Source organism: Enterobacter sp. JBIWA008 (assembly GCF_019968765.1).
Classification (GTDB): domain Bacteria; phylum Pseudomonadota; class Gammaproteobacteria; order Enterobacterales; family Enterobacteriaceae; genus Enterobacter.
Window position 1 is genome coordinate 1,456,579 of the sequence record NZ_CP074149.1, and the last position, 24,028, is coordinate 1,480,606.

24 protein-coding genes and 1 riboswitch are annotated in these 24,028 nt (G+C 57.4%); of the genes, 12 read left to right on the forward strand and 12 right to left on the reverse strand.

The genetic code is table 11. The annotated features are described in order from the left end of the window. The first annotated feature begins 308 nt into the window (after window positions 1-308). Complete coding sequence (uvrB, locus tag KGP24_RS07110; protein WP_223562821.1) at window positions 309-2,324, forward strand: excinuclease ABC subunit UvrB; 2,016 nt, start codon at window positions 309-311, stop codon at window positions 2,322-2,324. A gap of 61 nt (window positions 2,325-2,385) precedes the next feature. Here uvrB and yvcK read toward each other — a convergent pair whose 3' ends face one another. Next, the gene (yvcK, locus tag KGP24_RS07115; protein ID WP_223562822.1) at window positions 2,386-3,294 is read right to left on the reverse strand and encodes a uridine diphosphate-N-acetylglucosamine-binding protein YvcK; all 909 of its coding nucleotides are present in this window, start codon (window positions 3,292-3,294) and stop codon (window positions 2,386-2,388) included. 226 nt (window positions 3,295-3,520) lie between these two features. Then, window positions 3,521-3,654, forward strand: a riboswitch (molybdenum cofactor riboswitch). Here yvcK and moaA point away from each other — a divergent pair. From moaA to KGP24_RS07145, 6 genes are all read left to right on the forward strand, one after another. Further along, entirely contained in the window at window positions 3,642-4,631 is a 990-nt protein-coding gene (moaA, locus tag KGP24_RS07120; protein WP_223562823.1) for a GTP 3',8-cyclase MoaA, read from the forward strand. (Overlaps the previous riboswitch by 13 nt.) A 24-nt stretch (window positions 4,632-4,655) precedes the next feature. Continuing rightward, window positions 4,656-5,168: a molybdenum cofactor biosynthesis protein B gene (gene moaB, locus KGP24_RS07125; protein WP_024908761.1), complete on the forward strand. Its 513-nt coding sequence runs from the start codon at window positions 4,656-4,658 to the stop codon at window positions 5,166-5,168. A 3-nt stretch (window positions 5,169-5,171) separates the two neighbouring features. Beyond that, window positions 5,172-5,657 (forward strand): cyclic pyranopterin monophosphate synthase MoaC, encoded by a 486-nt coding sequence (moaC, locus tag KGP24_RS07130; RefSeq protein WP_008501142.1) that lies wholly within the window; start codon window positions 5,172-5,174, stop codon window positions 5,655-5,657. Further along, window positions 5,650-5,895, forward strand: a complete 246-nt coding sequence (moaD, locus tag KGP24_RS07135; RefSeq protein WP_223562824.1) for a molybdopterin synthase sulfur carrier subunit — start codon at window positions 5,650-5,652, stop codon at window positions 5,893-5,895. Before moaC ends, moaD begins: the two co-directional genes overlap by 8 nt. A 1-nt stretch (window position 5,896) precedes the next feature. Further along, window positions 5,897-6,349 (forward strand): molybdopterin synthase catalytic subunit MoaE, encoded by a 453-nt coding sequence (gene moaE / locus KGP24_RS07140; protein ID WP_223562825.1) that lies wholly within the window; start codon window positions 5,897-5,899, stop codon window positions 6,347-6,349. Between the two features lie 64 nt (window positions 6,350-6,413). Beyond that, a complete protein-coding gene (locus KGP24_RS07145; RefSeq protein WP_029742164.1) occupies window positions 6,414-7,121 on the forward strand; it encodes a Bax inhibitor-1/YccA family protein in 708 nt (235 codons plus the stop codon). 89 nt (window positions 7,122-7,210) lie between these two features. Here the strand turns inward: KGP24_RS07145 and KGP24_RS07150 are convergent, their stop codons facing one another. The 3 genes from KGP24_RS07150 to KGP24_RS07160 are packed head-to-tail and all read right to left on the reverse strand — an operon-like array spanning window position 7,211 to window position 10,169. Continuing rightward, window positions 7,211-8,173, reverse strand: coding sequence for a YbhN family protein (locus KGP24_RS07150; protein ID WP_063442025.1), 963 nt, complete (start codon window positions 8,171-8,173; stop codon window positions 7,211-7,213). After that, on the reverse strand, window positions 8,173-9,411 hold the full coding sequence (gene clsB / locus KGP24_RS07155; protein WP_223562826.1) for a cardiolipin synthase ClsB: 1,239 nt from the start codon (window positions 9,409-9,411) through the stop codon (window positions 8,173-8,175). The genes KGP24_RS07150 and clsB overlap by 1 nt, the downstream gene beginning before the upstream one ends. Next, a complete protein-coding gene (locus tag KGP24_RS07160) occupies window positions 9,408-10,169 on the reverse strand; it encodes an endonuclease/exonuclease/phosphatase family protein (protein WP_194399878.1) in 762 nt (253 codons plus the stop codon). The genes clsB and KGP24_RS07160 overlap by 4 nt, the downstream gene beginning before the upstream one ends. A gap of 133 nt (window positions 10,170-10,302) precedes the next feature. Here KGP24_RS07160 and KGP24_RS07165 point away from each other — a divergent pair, with 133 nt between their 5' ends. Continuing rightward, entirely contained in the window at window positions 10,303-10,713 is a 411-nt protein-coding gene (locus KGP24_RS07165) for a YbhQ family protein (RefSeq protein WP_014883088.1), read from the forward strand. On the opposite strand, the gene KGP24_RS07170 is transcribed toward KGP24_RS07165, so the two are convergent. Genes KGP24_RS07170 through cecR form a run of 5 tightly spaced genes read right to left on the reverse strand, consistent with a single transcriptional unit; the run spans window position 10,675 to window position 16,315 of the window. Beyond that, a complete protein-coding gene (locus tag KGP24_RS07170) occupies window positions 10,675-11,781 on the reverse strand; it encodes an ABC transporter permease (protein ID WP_023310860.1) in 1,107 nt (368 codons plus the stop codon). The two genes, KGP24_RS07165 and KGP24_RS07170, sit on opposite strands and share 39 nt — an antisense overlap. Before the next feature lie 9 nt (window positions 11,782-11,790). Then, complete coding sequence (locus KGP24_RS07175; RefSeq protein WP_223562827.1) at window positions 11,791-12,924, reverse strand: ABC transporter permease; 1,134 nt, start codon at window positions 12,922-12,924, stop codon at window positions 11,791-11,793. Beyond that, window positions 12,914-14,653, reverse strand: a complete 1,740-nt coding sequence (locus KGP24_RS07180) for an ATP-binding cassette domain-containing protein (protein ID WP_223562828.1) — start codon at window positions 14,651-14,653, stop codon at window positions 12,914-12,916. Before KGP24_RS07180 ends, KGP24_RS07175 begins: the two co-directional genes overlap by 11 nt. Further along, on the reverse strand, window positions 14,646-15,641 hold the full coding sequence (gene hlyD / locus KGP24_RS07185) for a secretion protein HlyD (protein ID WP_223562829.1): 996 nt from the start codon (window positions 15,639-15,641) through the stop codon (window positions 14,646-14,648). Before hlyD ends, KGP24_RS07180 begins: the two co-directional genes overlap by 8 nt. Then, complete coding sequence (cecR, locus tag KGP24_RS07190; RefSeq protein WP_223562830.1) at window positions 15,638-16,315, reverse strand: transcriptional regulator CecR; 678 nt, start codon at window positions 16,313-16,315, stop codon at window positions 15,638-15,640. The genes hlyD and cecR overlap by 4 nt, the downstream gene beginning before the upstream one ends. A gap of 207 nt (window positions 16,316-16,522) precedes the next feature. Between cecR and rhlE the strand changes: the two genes are divergently transcribed. From rhlE to ybiB, 3 genes are all read left to right on the forward strand, one after another. Continuing rightward, window positions 16,523-17,908: an ATP-dependent RNA helicase RhlE gene (gene rhlE / locus KGP24_RS07195; RefSeq protein WP_223562831.1), complete on the forward strand. Its 1,386-nt coding sequence runs from the start codon at window positions 16,523-16,525 to the stop codon at window positions 17,906-17,908. A 97-nt stretch (window positions 17,909-18,005) separates the two neighbouring features. Continuing rightward, complete coding sequence (dinG, locus tag KGP24_RS07200; protein WP_223562832.1) at window positions 18,006-20,171, forward strand: ATP-dependent DNA helicase DinG; 2,166 nt, start codon at window positions 18,006-18,008, stop codon at window positions 20,169-20,171. A 377-nt stretch (window positions 20,172-20,548) separates the two neighbouring features. Beyond that, on the forward strand, window positions 20,549-21,511 hold the full coding sequence (gene ybiB / locus KGP24_RS07205) for a DNA-binding protein YbiB (protein ID WP_223562833.1): 963 nt from the start codon (window positions 20,549-20,551) through the stop codon (window positions 21,509-21,511). Between the two features lie 116 nt (window positions 21,512-21,627). Here ybiB and ybiJ read toward each other — a convergent pair whose 3' ends face one another. The 3 genes from ybiJ to mcbA form a co-directional block, all read right to left on the reverse strand. Further along, window positions 21,628-21,888: a DUF1471 family protein YbiJ gene (gene ybiJ / locus KGP24_RS07210; RefSeq protein ID WP_023310874.1), complete on the reverse strand. Its 261-nt coding sequence runs from the start codon at window positions 21,886-21,888 to the stop codon at window positions 21,628-21,630. Between the two features lie 285 nt (window positions 21,889-22,173). Further along, window positions 22,174-22,440: a DksA/TraR family C4-type zinc finger protein gene (locus KGP24_RS07215; protein ID WP_223562834.1), complete on the reverse strand. Its 267-nt coding sequence runs from the start codon at window positions 22,438-22,440 to the stop codon at window positions 22,174-22,176. Window positions 22,441-22,562: 122 nt separating this feature from the next. Continuing rightward, window positions 22,563-22,829 carry a DUF1471 family periplasmic protein McbA gene (mcbA, locus tag KGP24_RS07220; RefSeq protein ID WP_223562835.1) on the reverse strand — a complete coding sequence of 89 codons (267 nt, stop codon included), beginning with the start codon at window positions 22,827-22,829 and terminating at the stop codon, window positions 22,563-22,565. Between the two features lie 244 nt (window positions 22,830-23,073). Between mcbA and rlmF the strand changes: the two genes are divergently transcribed. Beyond that, on the forward strand, window positions 23,074-23,991 hold the full coding sequence (gene rlmF / locus KGP24_RS07225) for a 23S rRNA (adenine(1618)-N(6))-methyltransferase RlmF (RefSeq protein ID WP_223562836.1): 918 nt from the start codon (window positions 23,074-23,076) through the stop codon (window positions 23,989-23,991). Window positions 23,992-24,028 lie beyond the last annotated feature (37 nt).

A 24,028-nucleotide genomic window follows, 5' to 3' on the forward strand; every position in this document is an offset into this window, starting at 1 on the left:
TCGTTTATTATTTAACTGCTTAGATAAAAGCAATTCCCGTCATGAAAGTGTCACCCGTTGCCACAAAACTATCATTACCTGGCTTGACAAATGTTAAAAAAGAAAAAGTTCTGGGGATAACCTGACCTGACTGGTGTTTTATATTGTCACAGCCCAAATTTTGGTCGTTATCGCACCACCCCTTCAGGCGCTATGCTAAATATCCTGACATGCCACTGGTTTTTCATCCAGTATTTTTTACTGGCATTCCTGGCAACAACGAGTAAAATTACTCACCTGCCGCTTATAACGTCATCAGGTTGTCGCCCATGAGTAAACCGTTCAAATTGAATTCTGCTTTCCGTCCATCTGGCGATCAGCCTGAGGCGATCCGTCGTCTGGAAGAGGGGCTGGAAGATGGGCTGGCGCACCAGACGCTGCTGGGGGTAACCGGGTCGGGTAAAACGTTCACCATCGCCAACGTGATTGCGGATCTCCAGCGCCCAACGATGGTGCTGGCACCCAATAAAACCCTGGCGGCGCAGCTTTACGGCGAGATGAAAGAGTTCTTCCCGGAAAATGCGGTGGAGTATTTCGTCTCCTACTACGATTACTACCAGCCTGAAGCCTACGTGCCGAGCTCTGACACCTTCATCGAGAAGGATGCCTCGGTGAACGAACACATCGAGCAGATGCGACTGTCGGCCACTAAGGCGCTTCTGGAGCGTCGCGACGTTGTCGTCGTCGCATCGGTTTCCGCGATCTACGGTCTGGGCGATCCGGATCTCTATCTCAAGATGATGCTGCACCTGACGCAGGGGATGATCATCGACCAGCGCGCCATCGTTCGTCGTCTGGCGGAGCTGCAGTATGCCCGTAACGATCAGGCGTTCCAGCGCGGCACCTTCCGAGTACGTGGAGAGGTGATCGACATCTTCCCGGCGGAATCGGACGATATGGCGCTGCGCGTCGAGCTGTTTGACGAAGAGGTTGAACGCCTGTCGCTCTTCGACCCGCTGACCGGACACGTTGAGTCGGTGATCCAGCGCTTCACTATCTACCCGAAAACGCACTACGTGACGCCGCGCGAGCGTATCGTGCAGGCGATGGAAGAGATCAAAGTGGAGCTGGCCGAGCGCCGTAAGGTGCTGCTGGCGAACAATAAGCTGCTGGAAGAGCAGCGCCTCAGCCAGCGTACCCAGTTCGACCTTGAGATGATGAACGAGCTGGGCTACTGCTCCGGCATCGAAAACTACTCGCGCTTCCTCTCCGGGCGCGGGCCGGGCGAGCCGCCGCCGACGCTGTTTGATTACCTTCCGGCAGACGGTTTGCTGGTAATCGACGAATCCCACGTCACGATTCCGCAGATCGGCGGGATGTACCGCGGTGACCGGGCGCGTAAAGAAACGCTGGTGGAGTACGGATTCCGCCTGCCGTCAGCGCTGGATAACCGTCCGATGAAGTTTGAAGAGTTTGAGGCATTAGCGCCGCAAACCATTTACGTTTCGGCAACCCCGGGCAACTACGAGCTGGAGAAATCCGGTGAAGACGTTGTCGATCAGGTTGTGCGTCCAACTGGCCTGCTCGACCCAATTATTGAAGTTCGTCCGGTTGCGACGCAGGTGGACGATCTGCTCTCTGAAATTCGCGCCCGTTCCGCCATCAACGAGCGCGTGCTGGTGACCACGCTGACCAAACGCATGGCGGAAGATCTCACCGAGTATCTCGAAGAGCACGGCGAGAAGGTGCGTTATCTGCACTCGGATATCGATACCGTGGAGCGCATGGAGATTATCCGCGATCTGCGTCTGGGCGAGTTTGACGTGCTGGTGGGGATCAACCTGCTGCGAGAAGGTCTGGATATGCCGGAGGTCTCGCTGGTGGCGATTCTGGATGCGGATAAAGAGGGCTTCCTGCGTTCCGAGCGTTCGCTGATCCAGACCATTGGCCGCGCCGCGCGTAACGTTAACGGCAAAGCGATTCTGTACGGTGACAAAATTACCCCGTCGATGGCGAAAGCGATTGGCGAAACGGAGCGCCGCCGCGAGAAACAGCAGCGCTACAACGAAGAGCACGGCATCACGCCGCAGGGGCTGAACAAGAAGGTGGTGGATATCCTGGCGCTGGGTCAGAACATCGCCAAAACCAAAGTGAAAGGTCGCGGCAAGGCGCGTTCAGTGGTGGAAGAAGATACCGTCGTGCTAACGCCGAAAGCGCTGCAGCAGAAAATCCACGAGCTGGAAGGGCAGATGATGCAGCACGCGCAAAACCTGGAGTTCGAAGAGGCGGCGCAGATCCGCGACCAGCTTCATCAGCTGCGGGATCTTTTCATCGCGGCATCGTGAGCAAAAGCGTTGTTTTCTCCCTCTCCCTATGGGAGAGGGCATCAGGCCGCACAAAACGAACCTAACCCAGCGCCTGAATCGCCTTCTCCAGCGCCTCGCGCAGCAGGTGACGGTCATGGCGATATTTAATGTCACTCGCTTCCAGCGGCTCCTGTACCACCACGCGGTCGCCAATACCCGACACATCCACTTTCGGCCCGACCACGACACCATCGATAATTTTTTTACCGACGTACTGCTCCATCAATTCAAGTTTGTCTGCCAGCGTCAGGCTTGCCGCCGCCGGGCTCAGCTCACGTCCCAGGTTACCGATGTAAACCATCGGGGCAGGGGTGCGGCGCAGCGCCTGCGCCAGCTCTTTCACCAGCAGAATTGGCATCAGGCTGGTGTAAAAACTGCCTGGACCGATCAGGATAAGATCCGCTTCCCCAATGGCCTCCACCGCTTCTCGCGTGGCGGGTACGCTCGGATAGGTCATTAACTCCGCTGGCGGCAGGATGAGCTGGTCAATGTTCACCTCACCGTACACTTCATGCCCCTCGGCGTCGATTGCCATCAAGTCAACCGGTTGTTCAGACATGGGGATTAGAAATGCGTCCACTTTGAGCAGATTACGGATGAGGTTGATGGCTTCCAGAGGCCGTACGCTCAGGTGATCAAGCGCCTTTAACATCAGATTTCCGAGGTTATGTCCGGAAAGTTCGCCATTACCGCCAAAACGGTACTCAAACATCGCCGACGCGACGCTCGGCTCGGTAATTAACTGGTTCAGACAGTTACGCATATCTCCCCAGGCAATGCCGCCTTCGGCACGACGAATGCGCCCGGTTGAGCCGCCGTTATCGGTGGTGGTCACTATCCCTGTCAGCCTTGAGCCGAGTGACGACAAAGAGGACATAACCCGGCCTAAGCCGTGTCCTCCGCCAAGAGCGACCACTCGGTCAAGATCCGCAAAAGTGAGATTGCGCATACGTATTCCTTATCACGTTCGATCGCGTAACAGTAACCTAACTACCCCTAAAAGACGATGCCTCACCCGATGCAAAATGACGTATATCAATGTGAAAATGCGGTTTTTAGGTATTCTGTAGCGAAAATGCAGGATCGATTCGCTATATAGATAATTATATAGCGTAAAGCGATAATGGCGCCGTCAGAATTTCCGCGCTACTATCGCCCTAACCACGTTTTCAAAAATTGAAAACATACACTCTAGCCCTTGTGCCTGTGTCGAAAGATATGGCGCTCTGGCCGTGGCGAATTTGCCACCAGGGTACAGAAAGAAATGACTGTGCCTCCCGATCTGGAAAGGTGTACATGGCTTCACAACTTACTGATGCTTTCGCGCGTAAGTTTTATTACTTACGTCTGTCGATTACCGATGTGTGCAACTTCCGTTGCACCTACTGCCTGCCCGATGGCTACAAACCGGGCAGCGTTACCAATAACGGCTTTCTCTCCGTGGATGAAGTGCGCCGCGTCACGCGCGCCTTCTCTGAGCTTGGCACCGAAAAAGTGCGTCTGACCGGCGGCGAACCCTCGTTGCGCCGCGATTTCCCCGACATCATTGCCGCCGTGCGTGAAAACGAACGTATCCGCCAGATTGCGGTAACCACCAACGGTTACCGCATGGCGCGTGACGTGGCGAACTGGCGAGATGCGGGGCTGACGGCGATCAACGTCAGCGTCGACAGCCTGGACGCCCGCCAGTTCCACGCCATTACCGGCCAGGATAAATTCCAGCAGGTCATGGACGGTATCGACGCGGCATTTGCGGCCGGGTTCGAGAAGGTCAAAGTCAACACGGTGCTGATGCGTGATGTGAACCATCATCAGCTGGATACCTTCCTGGCGTGGATCAAACCGCGCCCTATACAGCTGCGTTTTATCGAGCTGATGGAAACCGGCGAGGGCAGCGAGCTGTTCCGTCGTCATCACATCTCCGGCATGGTGCTGCGCGACGAGCTTCTGAAACGCGGCTGGATCCATCAGATCCGCCAGCGCAGCGACGGACCGGCGCAGGTCTTCTGCCACCCGGATTACGATGGTGAGATTGGGCTTATCATGCCCTATGAGAAAGACTTCTGCGCCAGCTGCAACCGCCTGCGCGTTTCCTCCGTTGGCAAGCTCCATCTTTGCCTGTTTGGCGACGGTGGCGTAGACCTTCGCGATCTGCTGGAAGACGATGCGCAGCAGGACGCGCTTGAAGCACGCATTTCTGACGCGCTGACGCATAAAAAACAGACCCACTTCCTGCATCAGGGCAATACCGGTATTACTCAGAACCTGTCCTACATCGGCGGGTAATCAGGCTTTAGAAGGAATCAGAAGATGAGTCAGGTAAGCGCAGAATTTATCCCGACACGCATTGCTATCCTTACCGTTTCCGACCGCCGTGGCGAAGAGGATGATACCTCCGGCCACTGGCTGCGCGAGGCGGCCCATGACGCGGGGCATCACATCGTCGATAAAGCGATCGTGAAGGAGAACCGCTACGCCATTCGCGCTCAGGTTTCGCAGTGGATTGCGAGTGATGAGGTGCAGGTGGTGTTGATTACCGGCGGCACCGGCTTTACCGCAGGCGATCAGGCCCCCGAGGCGTTGATCCCGCTGTTCGACCGCGAGGTGGAAGGCTTCGGCGAAGTGTTCCGCATGCTCTCCTTTGAAGAGATTGGTACCTCCACGCTCCAGTCGCGCGCCGTTGCCGGGGTGGCTAACAAAACTCTGATTTTCGCCATGCCGGGCTCGACCAAAGCCTGCCGTACCGCATGGGAAAACATCATCGCTCCGCAGCTGGATGCCCGTACCCGTCCGTGTAATTTCCATCCCCATTTAAAGAAATAAGCTATGTCACAACTGACCCACATTAACGCCGCCGGCGAAGCGCATATGGTGGACGTTTCCGCCAAAGCCGAAACGGTGCGCGAGGCGCGCGCGGAAGCGTTCGTCACTATGCTGCCGGAGACGCTGGCGATGATTATCGACGGCAGCCATCACAAGGGCGACGTCTTTGCCACCGCACGCATCGCGGGTATTCAGGCCGCCAAGCGCACCTGGGATCTCATTCCGCTGTGCCATCCGCTGATGCTTAGCAAGGTGGAAGTTAACCTGCAGGCGCAGCCGGAGCATAATCGCGTGCGCATTGAGTCACTCTGCCGCTTAACCGGCAAAACCGGCGTGGAGATGGAGGCGCTCACGGCGGCCTCCGTTGCCGCACTGACCATCTACGACATGTGCAAAGCGGTGCAGAAAGATATGGTGATTGGCCCGGTTCGCCTGCTGGCAAAAAGCGGCGGCAAATCCGGTGATTTTAAGGTGGACAGCCATGATTAAGGTGCTCTTTTTTGCGCAGGTGCGCGAGCTGGTGAATACCGACAGCCTGACGATGGATGCGTCCTTCGAAAACGTCGCCGCCCTGCGCGCGCATCTGGCGGCACAAGGCGACCGCTGGGCGCTGGCGCTCGACGAAGGCAAGCTGCTGGCCGCCGTTAACCAGACGCTGGTCGAATTCACGCACCCGCTGAAGGCAGGGGATGAGGTCGCCTTCTTCCCGCCGGTGACAGGAGGCTAAGATGGCTGACACCCGAATTCTGGTGAGTCCCGAGCGTTTTAGCGTGGGGACCGAATACAGCTGGCTGGCGGAACGCGATGAAGACGGCGCGGTCGTGACCTTTACCGGAAAGGTGCGCAACCACAACCTCGGCGACAGCGTGAAGGCGCTGACGCTGGAGCACTATCCGGGCATGACCGAGAAATCGCTGGCGGAGATTGTCGACGAGGCGCGAGGCCGCTGGCCGCTCGGGCGCGTTACGGTGATCCACCGCATCGGTGAGATGTGGCCTGGTGAAGAGATTGTCTTTGTGGGCGTGACCAGCGCGCACCGCAGCAGCGCGTTTGCGGCAGGGGAGTTCATTATGGATTACCTCAAAACCAAAGCGCCGTTCTGGAAGCGCGAAGCCACGCCGGAAGGCGATCGCTGGGTGGAGTCTCGCGACAGCGATAAACAAGCCGCCAGCCGTTGGTAGTCGGTTTACGTGGATGTGTTAATCTTAACGTGTGTGTCTACTTAATCTTAATCAGGAGTGAATCATGGACCGATTTCCGCGTTCCGATTCAATAGTACAGCAGACCCGTAGCGGCCTGCAGACGTATATGGCTCAGGTGTACGGCTGGATGACGGTCGGCCTGCTGCTTACCGCGTTTATCGCGTGGTATGCGGCGAACACGCCTGAACTGATGATGTTTATCTTCTCCAGCAAAATCACCTTCTTTGGGCTGATTATCGCGCAGCTGGCGCTGGTGTTTGTGCTTTCTGGTCTGGTGCAAAAGCTCAGTGCCGGAATGGCGACCACGCTATTTATGCTCTATTCGGCGCTGACCGGGCTGACGCTTTCCAGTATTTTCATCGTCTACACCTACTCCTCCATCGCCAGCACCTTTGTGGTGACCGGCGGGATGTTCGGCGTGATGAGTCTCTACGGTTACACTACCAAACGTGACCTGAGCGGCTTAGGCAGCATGCTGTTTATGGGGCTGATTGGGATTGTGCTGGCGTCGCTGGTAAACCTGTGGCTGAAGAGCGACGCGCTGATGTGGGCCGTGACCTATATCGGGGTGGTGATCTTCGTTGGGTTGACGGCGTATGACACCCAGAAGCTGAAAAACATCGGCGAGCAGATCGACGTACGCGACAGTTCAAACCTGCGCAAATACGCGATCCTGGGCGCGCTGACGCTGTATCTGGACTTCATCAACCTGTTCCTGATGCTGCTGCGGATTTTCGGCAACCGTCGCTAAGGTTGTTTTGCCGGGTGGCGGCTTCGCCTTACCCGGCCTACGAAACGCGAACCGTAGGTCGGGTAAGGCGAAGCCGCCACCCGACTTATTTACTTCGCCATTACTTTTTCGTTCTTCGCTCTCAGCTTTTTCGCCCGACTCTCCAGCACCAGATAACACACCGTTGCCAGCGCCAGCGGCAGGAAGTAATACAGCATGCGGTACGCCAGCAGGGCGGCGATAATCGTGCCCTGAGAAACATGCTCCCCGGCCAGCAGGGCAATAAATACCGCCTCCAGCACGCCGATCCCCGCCGGAATATGCACAATTACGCCCGCAATGCTGCTCACCAGCAGCACGCCCAGCACGAAGAAGTAATTTACGTCCTCGCCAATCAGCAGCCAGATAATGGCCCCCATCGCCATCCAGTTGGCGCTGGAGACGGCCATCTGCAGCACCGCAAACTTCCACGAGGGCAGCACCAGCTTTTGCCCTTTAATGGTCATGTGACGGCGTCTGGCAAACGCGCAGGCCCACAGATAAACGGCGATAATCAGCAGCAGTACGATGCCCAGAATGCGCAGCGTGGCCTCGTCGATATACCAGTGCGCGGGCAGCTGCACCACGCCGATGGTGAAGATCACCCCGCCGAGCAGAATATAGCCCAGCCAGTTGGTGGTGATGCTTAACGAGAAAATGCGCGTGATGGTCCCGCCCGGCAGGCCGAGCCGCGAATAAAGGCGATAGCGCATGCCAATGCCGCCCACCCAGGTGCTCAGCGTCAGGTTGAAGGCGTAGCAGATAAACGACACCAGCATAACCTGACGTTTGGCCAGCTTGTGGCCGCAGTAAGCTCGGCCCAGCAGGTCATAGCAGCCGTACATCAGGTAGCTGACAATAACCAGCCCCACAGCGCCCAGCAGCACCATCCGGTTATAGTTGCGGATAACTTTCCACACCTCTTCCCAGTCAACTTTCTGCGCGTAGACCACCAGCAGAACCGCGACCGCAATGAAAAACAGCCAGGTCAGGATCTTTTTTGCAAGCCGCCAGCGCGGATGCGATTTCGACATCAGGGTTTGCCTCCATCTTCCGCTTCAACACGGTCCTGGGTTTCCAGTTCGGGTTGCACCGGCGGGTCCACCTGCGCAAGCTTCGGCGTATGGGCCGGCAGCCAGCCGACCATGGCCGGGAAATGGCGCAGAAAGTGGAATACCACCACGCTAATGCCCAGATTCCACCAGGTGCGTTTGGGAACCATAGATTCGTCCACGCGCACGCAGTCGTTAACGATCAACGCCTGCAGATTATCCCGCAGGGTCTGATTAAACTGGCGATCGTGAATGATCAGGTTAGCCTCGAGATTGAGCGATAAGCTCAGCGGATCGAGATTACTGGAGCCTACGGTAGCCCAGTGATCGTCCATCAGTGCGACTTTGCCGTGCAGCGGCCGACGGCGATATTCGTAGATCTGTACGCCGCCCTTCACCAGATAGTTATACAGCAGACGCGCGCCGACTTTGACGATCGGCATATCCGGCTCGCCCTGCACAATCAGCTTCACGCGTACCCCGCGTCGGGCCGCATTGCGCATGGCATGCAGCAGACGATAGCCCGGGAAAAAGTAGGCGTTAGCAATAATCACTTCGCGCTTCGCGTTGGCAAGCATCTTGAGATAATGACGTTCAATATCGTCCCGGTGCTCGCCGTTGTCGCGCCAGACGAAAAGGGCCTGCGCCTCGCCGGGTTTCCGGTTCTCTTCCGGGCGATGGCGGCGTCTCCACCAGCGGCGAACGGCCTCTTTACCCGGCAGGTTCTCCAGTTCAAACAGTAAGATGTCCTGCACCACCGGGCCTTCAATGCGAATGGCGTAGTCCTGCTTCGCTTCCGGGCCGTAGTCGGACATATGCTCAGCGGAGTAGTTAATGCCGCCGACAAACGCCACCGTCTCATCTACCACCACAATTTTTCGGTGCATCCGGCGGAAAAGATTGGTCCGCATGCCGAACAGGCGAGGGCCGGGATCGTAGTAGCGGAACACCACCCCCGCGGCGGTCAGTTCATTAACAAACGCATCGCTGAGATCCGGCGAGCCATAGCCATCCAGCAGCACTTCGATTTTGACGCCGCGCCGGGCGGCGCGCAGCAGCACGCTGTGCAACTGCTTGCCGACGTTATCTTCGAACCAGATAAAGGTTTCGAGGATCACCTTCTGCTGAGCGTTATCAATCGCCTTAAACACGGCCGGGTAGTACTCGTCCCCGTTGACCAGCAGCGTGATCCGGTTGCCTTCCTGCCAGGTACATTTCATAGGTGGATCTCCGCGCTGAGCGGGGCATGGTCGGAAAGATGTCGCCAGTTAAGGAGCGCCAGGGCGGTCGGGCTGCTGGCGTGGGCATTTTTCACGTAGATGCGGTCAAGCCGAAGCAGCGGGAAACGGACCGGGAAGGTGCGCGCAGGCCTGCCGTTGGCGCGAGTAAAAATCTCCTCCAGTCCGGCATCCACTTTCAACGGATGGTTTGCCCGCTGTCGCCAGTCGTTGAAATCGCCCGCCACCACCACCGGTTCACCTTCGGGAAGCGCGTTGGCCCATTCGGCCAGCATTTTCAGCTGCGCCTGACGATGGGCTTCGCGCAGTCCCAGGTGAACACAGCCTACATGAATGGGCAGCTCAAGGTCGGGCGGGGTAATACGGCAGTAAAGCAGGCCGCGTTTTTCGCTCTCCCCGACGGAAACGTCGCGGTTCTCGTAATGTTCAATGGGATAACGGGACAGCACCGCGTTGCCGTGATGCCCTTCCGGATAGACCGCGTTGCGGCCGTAGGCGTAATCACTCCACATGGTGTCGGCCAGAAATTCATAGTGCGGCGTGTCGGGCCAGTTCTCAAAGTGGAGCGGATGCACTTCGTGTGCGCCCATCACCTCCTGCAGGCAGACAATATCCGCGCTGACGGTGCGTACCGCGTCGCGCAGCTCCGGTAAAATGAAGCGGCGGTTAAATGCTGTGAAGCCCTTATGAATGTTTATCGTCAGCACCTTAAGCGAGAAATGCTGCATTTTTTGAGTCATAAGCTCCTTCCTGAGTGACTATCCTAATGAAAATAAAGTGTAGTCGTCGTCACAAAAAGATGCGGCGTTACGGAATTTTCCGTAAAGTGCGGTAGTCTGATTAAGCAGAGAAAAATCCTTCAGGAGAGAAGCCATGAAGTGGCAACAACGTGTTCGTGTCGCAACTGGCCTGAGTTGCTGGCAGATAATGTTGCATTTACTGGTCGTGGCCGTACTGGTGATGGGCTGGATGAGCGGCACGCTGGTGCGTGTTGGTCTGGGGCTATGCGTCCTTTATGGCGTCACCGTGCTGTCGATGCTGTTCTTGCAGCGCCACCATGAAGCGCGCTGGCGCGAGGTGGGTGATGTGCTCGAAGAGCTCACCACCACCTGGTATTTTGGTGCGGCGATGATTGTGCTTTGGCTGCTGTCGCGCGTGCTGCAAAACAACCTGCTGCTGGCCCTGGCCGGTCTGGCTATCCTTGCAGGGCCTGCGGTCGTCTCGCTGCTGACCAAAGAGAAAAAGCTACGCAATGTTGCGTCTAAACATCGCGTACGCCACTGAGCCCGTCGTGGCCGCTATGACCAGTAGCGGCCACAAACTTCCCCAGACAATATCCAGACTCGCATCCTTCAGATAGATTTGCTTGGTGATGTCCGTAAAGTGCCGAATCGGGTTTACCCACGTTAAATCCTGTAACCATACCGGCATATTCTCGACGGGCGAAACATAACCCGAGAGCAAAATCGCGGGCATCATAAATACGAATACCCCGATAAACGCCTGCTGCTGCGTCGAGCAGAGCGCCGAGATCAGCAGTCCAAATCCCACCAGCGACAGCCCGTAAATCACCATCGTGAAGTAAAACAGCGCCAGCGAACCGGCGAACGGGATCTGGTAGGCCCAAATGCCTACCCCCAGCACGATAGTGGCCTGAAACGTCGCGACGATCAGCGCCGGCACCGCTTTGCCGACGAAAATTTGCCAGGTGGCGAGCGGGGAGACCAGCAGCTGGTCCAGCGTGCCCTGTTCGCGCTCGCGGGCGACGGAAAGGGAGGTCACGATCATCACCCCGATGGTGGTGATCATGGCGATCAGCGACGGCACCACGAACCACTTGTAGTCCAGGTTCGGGTTGTACCAGTTACGCACCACCAGCTCGCTGTTGTTGGGCTTCGGTTTGCCCTCCATCAGCTCCTGCTGGTAATCCTTCACCACCTGCTGCAGGTAGTTGGCCGCTATCTGGGCGCTGTTGGAGTTACGCCCGTCGAGAATCAGCTGCATCGGCGCGGTCTGGAAGGTATCCAGATTGCGTGAAAAATCCGCCGGGAATCGTACCAGCAGCAGCGCTTTTTGCGTGTCGATGGTGGGCTGGATCTCCTGCGGGCTTTTCAGCAGCAGGATGTGGGTAAAAGCCTTCGCGCGGGCAAAACGCTGCGTTAGCTCAACGGAATGTTTGCCGTTGTCTTCGTTGTAAATGGCAATGGTGGCGTTGGTCACCTCAAGGGTGGCGGCAAACGGGAACAGTAAAACCTGGATCAGCACCGGCAAGACCAGAATGGCGCGGGTTTGCGGCTCGCGCAGCAGGGATTGCAGCTCTTTGCGTATCAACGTCCATAATCGGTGAAACATGTTCGCTCCTTAATCCAGTCGCCGTTTGGTTTTCATCCAGGTCAACCCGATAAACATCACCGCCGACGCCATCAAAAACAGGGTGTTGATAATAAGCACCACCGGAATATTCCCCGCCAGGAACAGGCTTTGCAGCGTGCTCACGAAGTAGCGTGCCGGGATGATGTAAGTCACGGCGCGGATCACCGCAGGCATACTGTCTATCTGGAAGATAAACCCGGACAGCATAATCGACGGCAGAAAAGCAGCGTTCAGCGCCACCTGCGCGGCGTTGAACTGGTTGCGGGTGACGGTGGAGATGAGCAGCCCCATGCCCAGCGTGCTGAGTAAAAACAGGCTGGTGATAAAGAACAGCACGATCGGCGAGCCGCGATACGGCACGCCGAGGATAAAAACTGACACCAGCATACAGAGCAGCATCGCCAGCATGCCGAGGAAGTAGTAGGGGATGAGCTTGCACAGCAGCAGCTCGACGCGCGTGACCTCGGTAGAGAGCAGCGCCTCCATGGTGCCTCGCTCCCACTCGCGGGCGATGACCAGCGAGGTAAGTATCGCGCCGATTACCGTCATGATAATCGTCACCGCGCCCGGAATAATAAAGTGCTGGCTGATGGCGGCGGGGTTAAACCAGTAGCGCGTCTGCACGTCGATGAGCGGTTCAAACGTCTCGCCGCGGTCTTCCGCACGCTGCATCTGCCAGAGCTGCCAGATCCCCTCCGCGTAGCCCTGCACGAAGTTGGCGGTGTTCGGCTCGCTGCCGTCGGTAATCACCTGGATCGGCGCCTCGGTATTCGCCCGCGCCATATTGGCGGCGAAATCCACCGGAATGACGATCAGACCGCGAATTTTCCCGGCCTGCATTTTCTGGATCAATTCCTGCCGGCTGTCGCTGATGGTGGCGTCGATGTAGGGCGAGCCGGTCATGGCGTGGGTAAAGTCCAGCGCCTCTTCGCTCTGCTGCTCCAGCAAAATCCCGACCCGCAGCTTGCTGGAGTCCAGGTTAATGCCGTAGCCAAAGATAAACAGCAGCAGCAGGGGGATCACCACCGCAATCAGCCAGCTGCTGGGATCGCGCACGATCTGCCGCGTCTCTTTAATGCACAGCGCGCGCACCCTGCGCCAGGAAATGGCATTACTGCGCATGGGCATTCTCCTTATCCCAGTCGTGGATGAGGGTGATAAACGCCTGCTCCATGGTCGGGTCCGGGACCTCATCGTCGGCGGCCTGGTTTTTCAGGTCGTCCGGGGTACCGTGGGCAATAAGCTTGCCGCGATACACCAGCCCGATGCGGTCGCAGTACTCCGCCTCGTCCATGAAGTGGGTGGTCACCATCACGGTCACCCCTTTTTCCACCATGCTGTTGATATGCAGCCAGAACTCGCGGCGGGTAATGGGATCAACGCCAGAAGTGGGTTCATCCAGAAACAGAATATCCGGCTCGTGCATCAGCGAGCAGGCCAGCGCCAGCCGCTGCTTAAAGCCGAGCGGCAGCTCGTCGGTGGCGTGGGAGGCAATGTTGCTTAACCCGAAGGCGTCGCTCATGCGGCGGATTTTCTCGTTCTGCGCGCGCCCGCGCAGGCCGTACACGCCGGAGAAAAAGCGCAGATTCTGTTCGACCGTCAGGTTGCCATACAGGGAAAACTTCTGCGCCATATACCCCAGATGCTGGCGCGCCTTGCCGGAGCTGACCTTCAGGTCCATATCCAGCACCAGCGCCTTGCCGGACGTCGGCACCAGCAGGCCGCACATCATCTTAAAGGTGGTGGATTTTCCCGCGCCGTTCGGCCCGAGCAGGCCAAAAATCTCGCCGCGTTTTACCGCGAAATTGACGTTATCGGTGGCGGCGAAATCCCCGAACTTTTTGGTGAGGGATTTGGCTTCGATTACAGTTTCGCCCGGTGTGCCTTCCACCGTATGCAGAATGGCGGCAAGCGGCGACTCTGAGGTGCCCGCGCCGCCCAGCAGGTCGATAAACGCGTCCTCAAAGCGCGGCGCGGTCTCTTCCATCTCGATCTCAGGCATGCCGGGCGCGCGGCGAATGTCGTCGGCGGTGGCCTCTTTTTTGAGAATAATGCGTACCGAGCGGCCCTGGATCATCCCGTCGCTGACCTGCGGCAGCCTGAGCACCCGCTGCAGCAGCCTGCGGTTGGACTCCTGCGGGCTGTGCAGCAGGAAGCTGCGCCCGGCCATGCTCTGGGTCAGCGTCGTCGGCTCGCCCTGATAAAGCAGTTCGCCTTCATTCATCAGCAGCACGTCCCGGCACTGTTCCGCTTCGTCGAGGTAGGAGGTGCTCCAGAGGATCAGCATCCCGTCGCCCGCCAGCTCGTGCACCATCTGCCACAGTTCGCGGCGCGAAATCGGGTCTACGCCGACGCCGGGCTCATCCAGCAGCAGCACTTTCGGCTCGCCGACCAGCGTGCAGGCCAGCCCCAGCTTCTGCTTCATCCCGCCGGAGAGCTTGCCCGCCAGCCGGTCGGTGAACGGGCCGAGGGAGGTAAACTCCAGCAGGCGCGCGAAGGTTTTCTGCCGCGTTTCGCCGGTGACGCTGCGCAGGTCGGCGTACAGGTTCAGGTTTTCCATCACCGTCAGGTCTTCGTACAGGCCAAACTTCTGCGGCATATAGCCGAGCATAGCGTGGAGCGCGCCGTCGTCTTTAATAGGGTCCAGGCCCAGCACTCTGGCCGAGCCTTCATCCGGCTTTAGCAGCCCCGCCAGCATCCGCATCAGCGTGGTTTTCCCCGCACCGTCGGGGCCGACCAGCCCGGTCACATAGCCCTTCTGGATGGTGCAGTTCAGCGGCGCGACGGCCGGTTTGTCCATTCCCGCGAAGCGTTTAACCAGATTGTTGAGCTGAATAACCGCGTCATTCATGTCGTTCCCCGCTGTCTACTTTTACGTTGACGGGCATGCCCTGACGCAGCGCGTCGTCCGCATCGGTAACGATGATGCGCAGGCGATACACGAGGTCGGTACGCAGGTCCGGTGTTTCAACGGTTTTCGGCGTGAACTCGGCAGTTGGGGAGACAAAGCCCACTTTACCGTGATACGGCTTGTCCGGGCGACCGTCGGTATAGAGCAGCAGCTCGCGGCCCGGCTGCATCTGGCCGAGGTTTGGCTCATCAATGTAGGCGCGTACCCAGACCGGGCGGGTCAGGGAGAGCGTTAAGACGGTGCTGCCCGCGCTGAGCATGCTGCCCGGCTCCACGGCGCGGGTCATCAGCATGCCGTCAGACGGCGCAATTAAGGTGGTGTCGCGCAAATCAAGCTCCGCCTGAGCCAGCTGCGCCTGCGCCTGTTCAAGGCTGGCTTTCGCCTGGGCAATATCCTGCTCGCGGTTACCGGTGCGGTACTGGCTTAATTTATCCTGTGCGGACTTCAGCGTGGCCTGCGCCTGGTCGCGGGACGAGCGCGCATTTTCCAGATCGTTAGCGGAAATGGTGCGGCTTTTCCACAGCCCCTGCTGGCGCGCGTAGAAGTTCTGCGCATAGTCATAGGCGGCTTGCGCCTGCTTAACGGCGGCGGCGGCCTGAGCGATCTCTTCGTCGCGATAGCCTGCCAGCATCAGATCATATTGCGCCTGGGCGACGGATACGCCTGCTTTGGCCTGCAGCAGCGCATTCTCATAGGGCGCTTTGTCCAGCATCCCCAGCGTCTGCCCGCTTTTAATGGCATCGCCTTCATCAACGTTCAGCGAGGCGAGACGCCCGCCCACGCGGAAGCTCATATTCACCGTACGAATATCCACGTTACCGTACAGCGTCAGGCCTTTATCCTGATGGCTCTGGTACCACAGCCATCCACCGACTCCGGCGGCAAGCAAAACAACAACCACCAGAATGATGGCGACAGGTTTTTTCATGACTTCAGGCTCCTTTGCGTTAAGCCTTGCAGGATCAGATCGAGATGACAGGCGATGACCTGGCCAATCTGCGCGGCTTTATCCTCATCAAATTGTGTCCAGCCGGTGCGTAACAGGATGGTTTCCCTGCCCAGACGGAAGGCAAGAATCTCACCCAGCAGGGCGTGGGTATGCAAAATTGTCTCGGTATCAGTGGCATCCCGCCCGGTGTAGGCGGCAATCAGCCGGGTCAGATGGGTATGCATCGGGGCGATCACCCGATCGTGTACCCGCTGGTAGGCGACGGTCGGGGAGAGCTGCTCCCGGGAGATAAACTTGCTCAGGTTGAGCGTATCGTCGTGCGTCAGCAGGCGGATCATATCGTGACAGGCCTTGAGAATAAGCTGCCGAACGGCCTCGCGATCGGGTGACGGCTGGCCGAGCAGCGCGGTGGCTTCCTCAACGTGCGGGTGAAACTGCGTGCCGATAAAATCGGCGATCCACTCGGCGCAGGCGAGATATAAATCCTCTTTTGAGCCAAAATAGTAGGTAATCGCCGCAATGTTCTGCCCGGCCTGCGCGGCAATATCGCGCGTGGTCGCATGCAGCCCGTACTCACCAAACTGCGCCAGCGCGGCGGCAATAAGCTGATTTTTGGCCTGTTCACCTTTGGATGTTGTGGGTGTCGTGTTCATGGCGGCATTAAAAATTAATCAATCGATTGATTAAGATTAGGCCTGATTCTCGCTAACGTCGAGGGAACGCTGAGGGATATTTTATGCGCTACGTCACAAAAGCTGCTACACTCCGCCCCTTCGCGACATTGTGGTTTTTGTCCTCCCCTATTCGTTATATCTCCCTGAAAACTACACCTGTGATGGTCGGGGCGGTTCGGAGTTTTTATGTCTTTTGATTCCCTTGGCCTGAACCCGGAAATTCTGCGCGCGATCGCAGAGCAGGGCTACGTTGAGCCAACCCCAATCCAGCAGCAGGCGATCCCCGCTGTTCTGCAGGGTCGTGACCTGATGGCCAGCGCCCAGACCGGCACCGGTAAAACAGCGGGCTTTACGCTGCCGCTGTTAGAGCTGCTGGTAAAAAACCAGCCGCACGCCAAAGGCCGTCGTCCGGTTCGTGCCCTGATCCTTACCCCAACCCGCGAGCTGGCGGCGCAGATTGGCGAGAACGTGCGTGACTATAGCCGCTATCTCAACATTCGCTCGCTGGTGGTTTTTGGTGGCGTCAGCATCAACCCGCAGATGATGAAGCTGCGCGGCGGCGTGGACGTGCTGATCGCAACACCGGGCCGTCTGTTGGATCTCGAACACCAGAACGCGGTGAAGCTCGATAGCATCGAAATTCTGGTGCTGGACGAAGCCGACCGCATGCTCGATATGGGCTTCATCCACGATATTCGTCGCGTGCTGGCCAAGCTGCCTGCGCGTCGTCAGAACCTGCTCTTCTCCGCGACCTTCTCCGACGAGATCAAGGCGCTGGCGGAAAAGCTGCTGCATAACCCGCTGGAAGTGGAAGTAGCGCGCCGCAACACCGCCTCTGAGCAGGTGACGCAGCACGTTCACTTTGTGGATAAAAAGCGCAAGCGGGAACTGCTTTCCCAGATGATCGGACAGGGTAACTGGCAGCAGGTGCTGGTCTTTACCCGCACCAAGCACGGCGCTAACCACCTGGCGGAACAGCTGAATAAAGACGGCATCCGCAGCGCGGCGATCCACGGTAACAAGAGCCAGGGCGCGCGTACCCGTGCGCTGGCTGACTTCAAGTCCGGCGACATCCGCGTGCTGGTGGCGACCGACATCGCCGCCCGTGGCCTCGACATTGAAGAGCTGCCGCACGTGGTGAACTACGAGCTGCCAAACGTGCCGGAAGATTACGTTCACCGTATTGGCCGTACCGGCCGCGCGGCGGCAACCGGTGAAGCGCTTTCTCTGGTCTGCGTGGACGAGCACAAGCTGCTGCGCGACATCGAGCGCCTGCTGAAGAAAGAGATCCCGCGCATCGAAACCCCGGGCTATGAAGTGGACCCGTCGATCAAAGCCGAGCCGATTCAGAACGGTCGTCAGGGCGGCGGTGGACGTGGCCAGGGCGGCGGCGGTCGCGGTCAACAGCCGCGTCGTGCCGAAGGCGGCGCGCCAAAATCAGCGGGCAAACCGCCGCGTCGTAACAACGACGGCAAACCGGCCGGTGAAAATCCGTGGCGCAGCGGCGAAGGCAAGCCGGCAGGGGAAGGGCAGCGTCGACGCCGCCCGCGTAAACCTGCTAACCCGCAGTAATATTGAAGCCCGGTCGTAAAGCCGGGCTTTTCTTTTTGCGGCAGCGAAGAGAAAGTGCCACAATAGTGGCTGTTTATACAGTGTTTCAGGTTTTACAATGGCTTTAACCGCTGCGCTCAAGGCGCAAATTGGCGCATGGTACAAGGCGCTACAGCAGCAGATCCCCGATTTTATCCCCCGAGCGCCGCAGCGGCAGATGATTGCCGACGTGGCAAAAACGCTCGCCGGGGACGACGGGCGACATCTGGCGATTGAAGCCCCGACCGGCGTCGGGAAAACCCTGTCGTATCTCATTCCCGGCATCGCGATTGCGCGGGAAGAGGACAAAACGCTGGTGGTCAGCACCGCCAATGTGGCGCTGCAGGATCAGATCTTCAGCAAAGATTTACCCCTGCTGCGCAAAATCATCCCCGATCTGCGGTTTACGGCAGCCTTTGGGCGCGGGCGTTACGTGTGCCCGCGTAACCTGGCCGCACTTGCCAGCAGCGAGCCGAATCAGCAGGATCTGCTCGCGTTTCTGGATGACGAGCTAACGCCAAACAATAAGGCCGAGCAGGAGCAGTGTGCAAAACTCAAAGCCGAGCTCGACGGCTATAAGTGGGACGGCCTGCGGGATCACACCAGCCAGGCCATCAGCGACGACCTGTGGCGCAGGCTCAGCACCGACAAAGCCAGCTGCCTGAACCGCAACTGTCACTACTACCGCGAATGCCCGTTCTTTGTCGCCCGGCGCGAGATTCAGGAGGCGGAAGTGGTTGTGGCTAACCACGCGCTGGTGATGGCCGCGCTCGAGAGCGAAGCGGTGCTGCCGGAGCCTAAAAACCTGCTGCTGGTGCTTGATGAAGGCCACCATCTGCCGGACGTGGCGCGGGATGCGCTGGAGATGAGCGCCGAAATCACCGCCCCGTGGTTCCGCCTGCAGCTGGATCTCTTCTGCAAGCTGGTGGCGACCTGCATGGAGCAGTTCCGCCCGAAAACTACGCCGCCGCTGGCGGTGCCGGAGCGGCTGAGCGACCACTGTGAAGAGGTCTATAGCCTCATTTCGTCCCTGAACAACATCCTGAATCTTTATCTTCCGGCAGCCCAGGAAGCTGAACACCGCTTTGCGATGGGTGAGCTACCGGAAGAGGTGATGGAGATCTGCCAGCAGCTGGCGAAGCATCTGGAAAAGCTGCGCGGGCTGGCGGAGATGTTCTTAAACGATCTGAGCGAGAAAACCGGCTCGCATGACGTGGTGCGTCTGCACCGCGTTCTGCTGCAGATGAACCGCGCGCTGGGGATGTTCGAAGCGCAGAGCAAGCTCTGGCGGCTGGCCTCAATGGCACAGGCGTCCGGAGCGCCGGTCACCAAATGGGCCACCCGCGAAGTCCGGGACGGGCAGGTGCACCTGTTCTTCCACTGCGTGGGGATTCGCGTGGCCGATCAGCTGGAAAAGCTGATCTGGCGCAGCGTGCCTCACGTGGTTGTCACCTCTGCCACGCTGCGCTCCCTGAACAGTTTCTCAAGGCTGCAGGAGATGAGCGGGCTAAAAGAGAAAGCGGGCGACCGTTTCGTGGCGCTGGACTCGCCGTTTAACCACTGCGAGCAGGGCAAATTGGTCATTCCGCGCATGAAATTCGAGCCGCTTATCGACAACGAAGAGCAGCACATCGCTGAAATGGCGGCCTATTTCCGCGAACAGGTCGAGAGTAAAAAATATCCCGGCATGCTGGTGCTATTCGCCAGTGGACGCGCCATGCAGCGTTTTCTGGAGCACGTCACCGATCTGCGTTTACTCCTGCTGGTGCAGGGTGACCAGCCGCGTTACAGGCTGGTGGAAACCCATCGTAAGCGCATTGATAACGGCGAGCGCAGCGTGCTGGTGGGATTGCAGTCTTTCGCGGAAGGTCTCGACCTGAAAGGCGACTACCTGACGCAGGTGCACATTCATAAAATTGCCTTCCCACCCATCGACAGCCCGGTGGTGATCACCGAGGGCGAATGGCTGAAAAGCCTTAACCGCTATCCATTTGAGGTGCAGAGCCTGCCTGCGGCATCGTTTAACCTGATTCAGCAGGTGGGGCGTTTGATTCGAAGCCACGGCTGCTGGGGCGAAGTGGTGATTTACGATAAACGTCTGCTCACCAAAAATTACGGTCAACGGCTCCTGAACGCGCTGCCGATCTTCCCGATCGAACAGCCGGAGGTGCCTGAGGTAAAAAAACAGCCGGTCAAACTGACCGCCGGGCGCAAGAAAAGCATCCGTGCCAGGGGGCGCAGGTAAAGGTCGATCCAGACGAAGCGGGGCCTGCGACAATTGCGGTCCCCGTTTTGGGGATAACGTTCGCCGAACTTCAGAGTGCTAACCAGCGTGCAATGGATATTGCTGAGACGGTGTATACACGGTGACAGGCTGCTTTGAAGCCGGGTAAGAATATTGCCTGTATATTTCATCGTGACCCTTAATGACTTCCCACTCTTTATTTAAACAAATAATGAAGCGTTAAGAATCTCCTGTAGAACCCGCAAATACTTGAAATAAGTCCAGCATGTTAATTTTTTTATCATGAAAACAGGACCTTGATTCTGGAGAAAAAACTAACCTCCGGATATTCAACAGGGCTATATTGTTAACAAGATGATTTTTTCAGGAGTGATGCCGTGGATTATCGCAAGATTATCAAAGAGGTAGGCAGAGGCAAAAACCACGCCCGCGATTTGGACCATGAAACCGCGCGCGCGCTTTACACCCGTATGCTTAACGGCGAGGTACCGGAGCTGGAGCTGGGCGGTATCCTTATTGCGCTGCGTATTAAAGGCGAAGGTGAAGCGGAGATGCGCGGCTTCTATGAAGCCATGCAGGCGCAAACGCTGCGCTTAACGCCGCCGGTGGCAAAACCAATGCCGATCGTGATCCCGAGCTATAACGGCGCGCGCAAGCAGGCAAATTTAACCCCACTGCTCGCTATCTTATTACACAAGCTGGGATTCCCGGTGGTAGTGCACGGCGTAAGCGAAGATCCCACCCGCGTGCTGACGGAAACCATTTTCGAAATGCTGGGCATTGAGCCAACGCGTCATGCCGGTCAGGCGCAGGCGAAGCTGGAAGGTCATCAGCCTGTTTATATCCCGGTCGGCGCACTCTGCCCACCGCTGGAAAAGCAGCTCGAAATGCGCTGGCGCATGGGCGTGCGTAACAGCGCGCACACGCTGGCGAAACTGGCCACGCCGTTTGGCGAAGATGCCGCCCTGTGTCTCTCCAGCGTCTCGCACCCGGAATACGTGGCGCGCGTGGGGCAATTTTTTGAGGCTATTGGCGGAAGGGCATTGCTGATGCACGGCACGGAAGGTGAGGTTTATGCGAACCCGCAGCGCTGCCCGCAGGTGATGCTGATTGATTCTGCAGGTACGCGCGCCGTTCTGGAACGCGGGGAAGAGAATGCCGGTGTGATATTGCCTGAGGCAAAAGATCCTCATACCACAGCCCACTGGATTGAGCAGTGCCTTGCCGGAAATGTTCCTGTTCCGCATTCGATCAAACTGCAGATGGCCTGCTGTTTGCTGGCAACCGGAGAGGTGGAATCCGTCCAGGCCGGGCTTGAACGCGTGGCGCAGGCGTTTTAGACAAAAAAAAGCCCGTCCAGTGGCGGACGGGCAAGCAAGGGTAACAACAACAGGGTCAATGAGGGTGGAGCAGCTCACCAGAGGGTATGGCGAGGGTACAGCATTCGTTCAGTCGATTATTTGTAGATAACCGCGGTACCGCTCAGCTTGTTATTGCCGTTAGCTGAGGTAATGGTGTATCCGCTTGCACCGGCAGCAGCGGCTTTTTCAGCCAGTTTAGCTTCCAGTCCGTCCAGCGTGGTGGCGCCATCTGCACTGACCACACCAACTTTGTTCATGTTCTGTGCCTGAGTAGAAGAGACTGGCTCTACAGCGAAAGCGCCAAAAGACAGGGCAGACAGGGCAACAGCAGCTACAGCATATTTGATGGTTTTCATAATTAATCTCTCGCAGGTGTTTCTGTTAAAGGGACGATGTTCCGTCGATGTGATAAGTATCACGGTTTTTCGCGAGTGATAAAATCGAAGAGAATTGACGTGGCTGCTCAAAAAAATTGAATGACAAATAACTTATTGAATATTAATAAATTCAAATTACGGCTTTACACTTCTTGTTGATGCGCTTTACAGAAGAAAGATGAATGGCACATTTTGCTACGCGGTTCGCTAAAAAGCGTGAGCGTAAAGGTAAGCGTCCGGGCGGTTAACTTAGGTAAAGGAAAGTCAGCGTAACTGGCTGTCTTTCGATCCTCTGCGATTATATCCCGAATGTGAAGCATTTTTCGAATCTTTATCCTGCTGACAGTTTATGCATAACCTTACCCCAGGGATGGCTTTTTGACGCGCCTCCGGAATCGGCTCTCCACACTCTTCGCATTCCGTTAAGCTTTCGCCGCGCGGAATTTCGCCGCGAGCGCGCGCAACCGCATCTTCAATCGTACTGTTGATCTGTTCGTTAACAGCGTCGTCATTTGCCCAGCCCGAAGCCATAGCGTCCTCCTCAAATTGGTTTAAGCCATACGTTTACTATGGGGTTAAAAAATGAACAATCAAGGCGAAGGGAGAAGAGAACTGCACCCGTTGGGCAGATGCAGTCTTACAGAAGAGACAGGTTATTTATAAATGGTCGCAGTGCCGTACATATGGTTATCTCCGCCAGCGGAGTTCACCACGAATCCTTTTGCACCTTCCTGACGGGCTTTTTCGGCGAGCTTAGCCTGTAGATCGTCAAGGTTACTGGCACGGCTTACCGAAACGGTGCCCGCAGGACGTAGCTGGCTGGTATCGGTACTCTGGGTCAATGACTGAACGGCCATGGCAGAGAAAGACGCGGTCGCCAGGGCGGCTGCGATAACAGTAAGGGTCAGGTACTTTTTCATAATCACATCCTCATGAGGAAACAACAGGTGATTTCCCTCTAAGTTTAGAAGCCTGCCGAGTGTGACTTAGCGCAAATATTTGATGATGATCTGCTTATTTTTTGAACGATATAAATTGACAATTCGCTGACGGATCATAGACATAGAGGTGTTTGATTTATGGCGAGTTTTTGAGCATCGCATAGAAAGATTTACCGTTGGGCCAGCAAAGGGTATCTTACGCCGCTGTTAAAAGGAGAATGCCATGACTGCCCAAAAGCCGGGATTGCACCCGCGAAATCGCCACCGCAGCCGCTACGACATGAATGCGTTATGCCTGAGCTGCCCGCCGCTGCAGGACTATCTTGTTCAAACCCCAGCTGGTGAGCCCTCGGTCAACTTTGCCGATCCGCAGGCGGTTAAAATGCTGAACAAAGCCCTGCTGGCGCATTTTTACGGTGTGGCTCACTGGGATATTCCGGAAGGCTTTCTCTGCCCGCCTGTGCCGGGCCGCGCTGATTACGTTCATCACCTTGCCGACCTTCTTGCCGAAGGCAATGAGGGTGTCGTTCCACAGCAGGCCACCATTCTGGATATTGGCACCGGGGCGAACCTGATTTACCCGCTGATCGGCGCGCATGAATATCAGTGGCGCTTTACCGGAAGCGAAATCGGTGACGAGGCCTTTGCCAGCGCCCAGGCGATTATCAGCGCTAACCCGGGATTAAGCCGCGCCATTCGCCTGCGTCGTCAGAAAGATGCGGGTTCGATCTTCAACGGCATTATTCACAAAAACGAAAGCTATGACGCCACAATGTGCAATCCGCCGTTCCATGATTCGGCGGCATCGGCCCGTGCTGGCAGCGAGCGCAAGCGCCGTAACCTGGGTCAGGCTGAAGACGCCGCGCTGAACTTCGGCGGACAGCAGCAGGAGCTCTGGTGTGACGGTGGCGAAGTGGCGTTTATCCTGCGCATGATTGCCGAAAGCAAGCAGTTTGGCCGACAGGTGAAATGGTTCACGACGCTGGTTTCCCGCGGGGATAACCTGCCGCCGCTCTACCGCGCGCTGACCGAAGCGGGCGCCGTAAAAGTGGTGAAAAAAGAGATGGCGCAGGGCCAGAAACAGAGCCGCTTTATCGCCTGGTCGTTTATGGAAAATAACAAACGCAAGAAGCAGGCCTGAGCCCGTAGGCCCGGATCGCTACGCGTCACCGGGCAAA

Excerpts from the sequence above, each read along its gene's own strand:
- KGP24_RS07150 (WP_063442025.1), bottom strand. The coding sequence starts at position 8,173 with ATGTCGAAATCGCATCCGCGCTGGCGGCTTGCAAAAAAGATCCTGACC.
- KGP24_RS07165 (WP_014883088.1), top strand. The coding sequence starts at position 10,303 with ATGAAGTGGCAACAACGTGTTCGTGTCGCAACTGGCCTGAGTTGCTGG.
- KGP24_RS07160 (WP_194399878.1), bottom strand. The coding sequence starts at position 10,169 with ATGACTCAAAAAATGCAGCATTTCTCGCTTAAGGTGCTGACGATAAAC.
- mcbA (WP_223562835.1), bottom strand. The coding sequence starts at position 22,829 with ATGAAAAAGTACCTGACCCTTACTGTTATCGCAGCCGCCCTGGCGACC.
- KGP24_RS07180 (WP_223562828.1), bottom strand. The coding sequence starts at position 14,653 with ATGAATGACGCGGTTATTCAGCTCAACAATCTGGTTAAACGCTTCGCG.
- hlyD (WP_223562829.1), bottom strand. The coding sequence starts at position 15,641 with ATGAAAAAACCTGTCGCCATCATTCTGGTGGTTGTTGTTTTGCTTGCC.
- moaA (WP_223562823.1), top strand. The coding sequence starts at position 3,642 with ATGGCTTCACAACTTACTGATGCTTTCGCGCGTAAGTTTTATTACTTA.
- moaE (WP_223562825.1), top strand. The coding sequence starts at position 5,897 with ATGGCTGACACCCGAATTCTGGTGAGTCCCGAGCGTTTTAGCGTGGGG.
- rlmF (WP_223562836.1), top strand. The coding sequence starts at position 23,074 with ATGACTGCCCAAAAGCCGGGATTGCACCCGCGAAATCGCCACCGCAGC.
- moaD (WP_223562824.1), top strand. The coding sequence starts at position 5,650 with ATGATTAAGGTGCTCTTTTTTGCGCAGGTGCGCGAGCTGGTGAATACC.
- ybiJ (WP_023310874.1), bottom strand. The coding sequence starts at position 21,888 with ATGAAAACCATCAAATATGCTGTAGCTGCTGTTGCCCTGTCTGCCCTG.
- dinG (WP_223562832.1), top strand. The coding sequence starts at position 18,006 with ATGGCTTTAACCGCTGCGCTCAAGGCGCAAATTGGCGCATGGTACAAG.
- clsB (WP_223562826.1), bottom strand. The coding sequence starts at position 9,411 with ATGAAATGTACCTGGCAGGAAGGCAACCGGATCACGCTGCTGGTCAAC.
- KGP24_RS07215 (WP_223562834.1), bottom strand. The coding sequence starts at position 22,440 with ATGGCTTCGGGCTGGGCAAATGACGACGCTGTTAACGAACAGATCAAC.
- KGP24_RS07170 (WP_023310860.1), bottom strand. The coding sequence starts at position 11,781 with ATGTTTCACCGATTATGGACGTTGATACGCAAAGAGCTGCAATCCCTG.
- rhlE (WP_223562831.1), top strand. The coding sequence starts at position 16,523 with ATGTCTTTTGATTCCCTTGGCCTGAACCCGGAAATTCTGCGCGCGATC.
- KGP24_RS07175 (WP_223562827.1), bottom strand. The coding sequence starts at position 12,924 with ATGCGCAGTAATGCCATTTCCTGGCGCAGGGTGCGCGCGCTGTGCATT.
- KGP24_RS07145 (WP_029742164.1), top strand. The coding sequence starts at position 6,414 with ATGGACCGATTTCCGCGTTCCGATTCAATAGTACAGCAGACCCGTAGC.
- uvrB (WP_223562821.1), top strand. The coding sequence starts at position 309 with ATGAGTAAACCGTTCAAATTGAATTCTGCTTTCCGTCCATCTGGCGAT.
- cecR (WP_223562830.1), bottom strand. The coding sequence starts at position 16,315 with ATGAACACGACACCCACAACATCCAAAGGTGAACAGGCCAAAAATCAG.
- moaC (WP_008501142.1), top strand. The coding sequence starts at position 5,172 with ATGTCACAACTGACCCACATTAACGCCGCCGGCGAAGCGCATATGGTG.
- yvcK (WP_223562822.1), bottom strand. The coding sequence starts at position 3,294 with ATGCGCAATCTCACTTTTGCGGATCTTGACCGAGTGGTCGCTCTTGGC.
- moaB (WP_024908761.1), top strand. The coding sequence starts at position 4,656 with ATGAGTCAGGTAAGCGCAGAATTTATCCCGACACGCATTGCTATCCTT.